Origin of the sequence: Stenotrophomonas sp. 2YAF22 (assembly GCF_052114665.1) — a bacterium.
Classification (GTDB): domain Bacteria; phylum Pseudomonadota; class Gammaproteobacteria; order Xanthomonadales; family Xanthomonadaceae; genus Stenotrophomonas; species Stenotrophomonas indicatrix.
In genome coordinates this window covers 1-3,563 of record NZ_JBFRFE010000453.1, presented here as the reverse complement: position 1 = coordinate 3,563, position 3,563 = coordinate 1, and the positions used below count along the sequence as shown (strand labels likewise).

The following is a 3,563-nucleotide window of genomic DNA, read 5'->3' as shown; positions in this document are numbered from 1 at the left end:
GCCGGCCGCTACCCCCTCTGCAGGGGTGCGCCAGCCTGGCATGCCCCTTGCGACAGTTGACCAAGCGATCTGCCGTGGAGGCCCGTGATGCACCCCAGCGATTCCCAATCCGATACCGATCACGCCCTGCTGGAGGGCCTGCTGCAACTGGCCGTGGAGGGACAGACCGAAGACCAGGCGTTCCAGAGCATCGGCGAGGAAGTCTTCTCCCGCCTGCTCGATACCTACGGTCAGCAGACCCGGGCCTGACCCGGAGCGGGGCCGCGGCCCCGGGGGTCGGATCCAGTGGATCCGACCCCGGCCACCCTCAGCCGCCGCCGAGGCGGAAGGTCGGGTTGGACAGCTCGCGCAGGAAGTGACTGAAGATGCTCGGCTGCATGGCCAGCATGAAGATCACGCCGAACGCCGCACCGGCCAGGTGCGCGCTGTGGTTGATGCGATCGCCACCGCGCTTGTCCATCCAGATGCTGTAGCCGACGTAGAACGCGGCATAGACGATCGCCGGCGCCGGGATGAAGAACACCAGGATGATCGACCACGGCTTGATCAGGATGAAGGCGAACAGCACCGCCGACACCGCCCCGGACGCACCGAGGCTGAGGTAGTTCGGGTTCTTCTGGTTCTTCAGGTAGCTGGGCAGGATCGAGACCAGCAACGCACCGACATAGAACGCCGGATAGACCAGGTAGCTGCCGGTCAGCTGCACCATCACGCTCTCGATGAACCCCCCGAAGAAGAACAGGGTGATCATGTTGAAGATCAGGTGCGACCAGTCGGCATGGATGAAGCCGTAGGTGATCAGGCGGTCGTACTGGCGGTGGCGATCCACCGCCGGCGGCCACAGGATCAGGCGGTCAGCCAGCTTGCGGTTGTTGAACGCCATCCACGACAGGATGGCGGTGATGGCGATCAACAGCAGATTGACGGGGGTCATGTCAGGCTCAGGCGGTGCGGTAGTTGTCGACCATACGATAGCGTTTCGCATACCAACCGAAGGCCAACGCCGCGACGAAGGCGAAACCGGCGAAGAAGAACATCAGGAATGCCGCTTCGCTCAGGCCCGTACTGGCGATCTTGTGGGTGACCGTGTCGTTACGTRCCGCCGCGTTGGACAGCAGCACCCACAGGTTGCCGATGGTGGTGGTCAGGTTCCAGAAGCTCATCACCACGCCCTTCATCGCCTGCGGGGCCTGGCTGTAGGCGAACTCCAGGCCGGTGGCCGAGACCAGCACCTCACCGAAGGTCAGCAGCGCGTACGGCAGCATCTGCCAGAAGATCGACATCGCATTGCCGCCATCCATCACCACCTGGATGCCACCCACTACGATCCAGGCCAGGCCAYTGAAGGCGATGCCGGCGGTCATCCGGCGCAGCGCGGTCGGCTCGAAACCGAAGCGGCGAAGGGCCGGGTACAGCACCAGGTTGTTGAACGGAATCAGGATCATCACCAGCAGCGGATTCAGCGCCTGCATCTGCGAGGCGGTGAACCAGCTCGGCATCTGCATCTGCTGGCCCTGCAGCACCCAGGTCGAGGCTTTCTGGTCGAACAGCGAGAAGAACGGCGTGGTCAGGGCGAAGATCACCAGCACGCGCAGCACCGAGCGCACGCCTTCCACGGCTTCGGCCGGATGCTGGCCGCGCGCGCGGTCCAGCTGCAGCCAGGTACCACCACCGATGCCCGCCAGGATCGAGACCAGCGCCAGGCACAGGCAGATCACGATGCCGAGCGAGCCGACCAGGCCGAACGAGGCCAACGCCAGCACCAGGCCGAGCACGGCGATCACCAGGCCCGGACGGCCCTGGCCGGCCACCCGCGTGGTCAGCGCGGTGCGCACCACATTGGCGAACGAATGCGGGTCCTTCGGCGGCAACGGCACCAACACGTAGCGCTTGCGGCCCAGCCAGAACACGAAGGTGGCGATGAACATCAGGATGCCCGGAATACCGAACGCCCACTGCGGGCCCCAGTTCTTCAGCACCAGCGGGATCAGCAGCGAGGCGAACAACGAGCCGAAGTTGATGATCCAGTAGAAGGCGTCGAAGACGATCTTGGCCAGGTGCTTGTTGCTCTGGTCGAACTGGTCGCCCATGAACGAGGCCACCAGCGGCTTGATGCCACCGGCGCCCAGCGCGATCAGGCCCAGGCCGAGGAAGAAGCCGCCACGGCTGCCCTCGAACAGCGCAAGGCACAGATGGCCCATGCAGTAGACCAGGCTGAACCACAGGATGGTGTGGTACTTGCCGAAGAACTTGTCGGCCAGCCAGCCACCGAGCAGCGGGAAGAAATACACGCCGATCATGAAGCTGTGCATGATGTCCTTGGCTTCACCGGCACGGCCTTCGGCCGTGATTTCCTGCAGCAGCAGGGAGGTGATCAGGAACTGCACCAGGATGTTGCGCATCCCGTAGAAACTGAACCGCTCGCAGGCCTCATTGCCGATGATGTACGGGATCTGGCGCGGCATCTTTCCCTGGCCGGCGATGGGGGCGACTGCGTCGTGGCTCATCCTGTAAGGCATTCCTGCAAAACGAAAGGCGCAAGAGTACCGGAACCTGTGCGTGCGAAGCACGCTGCAGGGCTGCATGACAGGCGCGCCAAAGCATGGCAGGCATGTGCGGCCCTGCCGGAAGTCACGGAACCTGCACGGCAAAAGCGTAAACTTATCGTTATGCGCCCCCTCCCCTTTGCCCGCATCCTGTCCAGCTGCCTCGCCCTCATGCTGGCCGTGCCTGCATTGGCGCGACCGCAGGCGCCGCCGGCGGCCGGCCTTGCCACGGAGGTGCKGCAATTGACCGTCGCCGCGCTGGAACTGCCCAGCCGTGATGAAGGGCAATGGAAGCAGCGCCGCGAACAGGTGCTGCAGCTGCTGACCGATCTGCAGCCGGATGTGATCTCGGTGCAGCAGGTCCTGCAGCAGCAAGGGCGCAACCCGGCCTGCTGGTTGGCCAGCCGGCTGCGCTACAGCTGCGATTTCGTCACCGCAGACCCGCCGAGCCAGCCGGTCCGGCATGGCAACGCGATGCTCAGCCGGCTGCCGGTCAGCGAGGACGGCGTCACCCTGCTGCATCCGCCGGGCACCTTCAGTGCCGCCGGCATGATGCGCCTGCGGCTGGGCGACAACGACGTCAACGTCTACGTCGCGCGCCTGCGGCCGGAGCCGGATGAGGCCACGGCCCGGCAGCACCAGACCAGCGACCTGATGACCTGGATCGGCGCCACGGCCGAGGGCATGCCGAGCCTGATCGCAGGGGATTTTTCCGCAAGCACCGTCGAGCTGGTGCGCAGCACGCCCGGCTTCCAGCCGGCCCGGCGCAATCCCGGCGCACCGGCGGCCAGCGGCGGCGGCGCCAGTGGCCATGGGCTGGATGTGCTGTTCCAGGTCAAGCATTTCGGCGGCATCCGCCAGCAGGCGATCATGCTGCCTGCCGACGGCGACCTGCCCGGCCTGCGCCTGGGCGTGATGGCGACGCTGCGGCTGCAGGACGTGCCTGCCACTACCGAATGACTTCGCCCGCGGGGAGTGCCGGCCGCTGGCCGGCAACTGCAACATTCCTGCCAGGAC

General features: G+C 65.6%; 4 protein-coding genes. 2 read left to right on the top strand and 2 right to left on the bottom strand.

Annotation, left to right across the window (positions count from 1 at the left end; all coding sequences use genetic code 11):
- The first annotated feature begins 87 nt into the window (after positions 1 to 87).
- On the top strand, positions 88 to 249 hold the full coding sequence (locus tag AB4Y84_RS16285) for a hypothetical protein (protein WP_162887673.1): 162 nt from the start codon (positions 88 to 90) through the stop codon (positions 247 to 249).
- A 58-nt stretch (positions 250 to 307) separates the two neighbouring features.
- Here AB4Y84_RS16285 and AB4Y84_RS16280 read toward each other — a convergent pair whose 3' ends face one another.
- Positions 308 to 934 (bottom strand): rhomboid family intramembrane serine protease, encoded by a 627-nt coding sequence (locus AB4Y84_RS16280; protein WP_025876742.1) that lies wholly within the window; start codon positions 932 to 934, stop codon positions 308 to 310.
- 7 nt (positions 935 to 941) lie between these two features.
- Complete coding sequence (locus AB4Y84_RS16275) at positions 942 to 2,507, bottom strand: POT-type proton-dependent oligopeptide transporter (RefSeq protein ID WP_442250447.1); 1,566 nt, start codon at positions 2,505 to 2,507, stop codon at positions 942 to 944.
- Between the two features lie 162 nt (positions 2,508 to 2,669).
- Here AB4Y84_RS16275 and AB4Y84_RS16270 point away from each other — a divergent pair, with 162 nt between their 5' ends.
- On the top strand, positions 2,670 to 3,506 hold the full coding sequence (locus tag AB4Y84_RS16270) for an endonuclease/exonuclease/phosphatase family protein (RefSeq protein ID WP_442250446.1): 837 nt from the start codon (positions 2,670 to 2,672) through the stop codon (positions 3,504 to 3,506).
- Positions 3,507 to 3,563 lie beyond the last annotated feature (57 nt).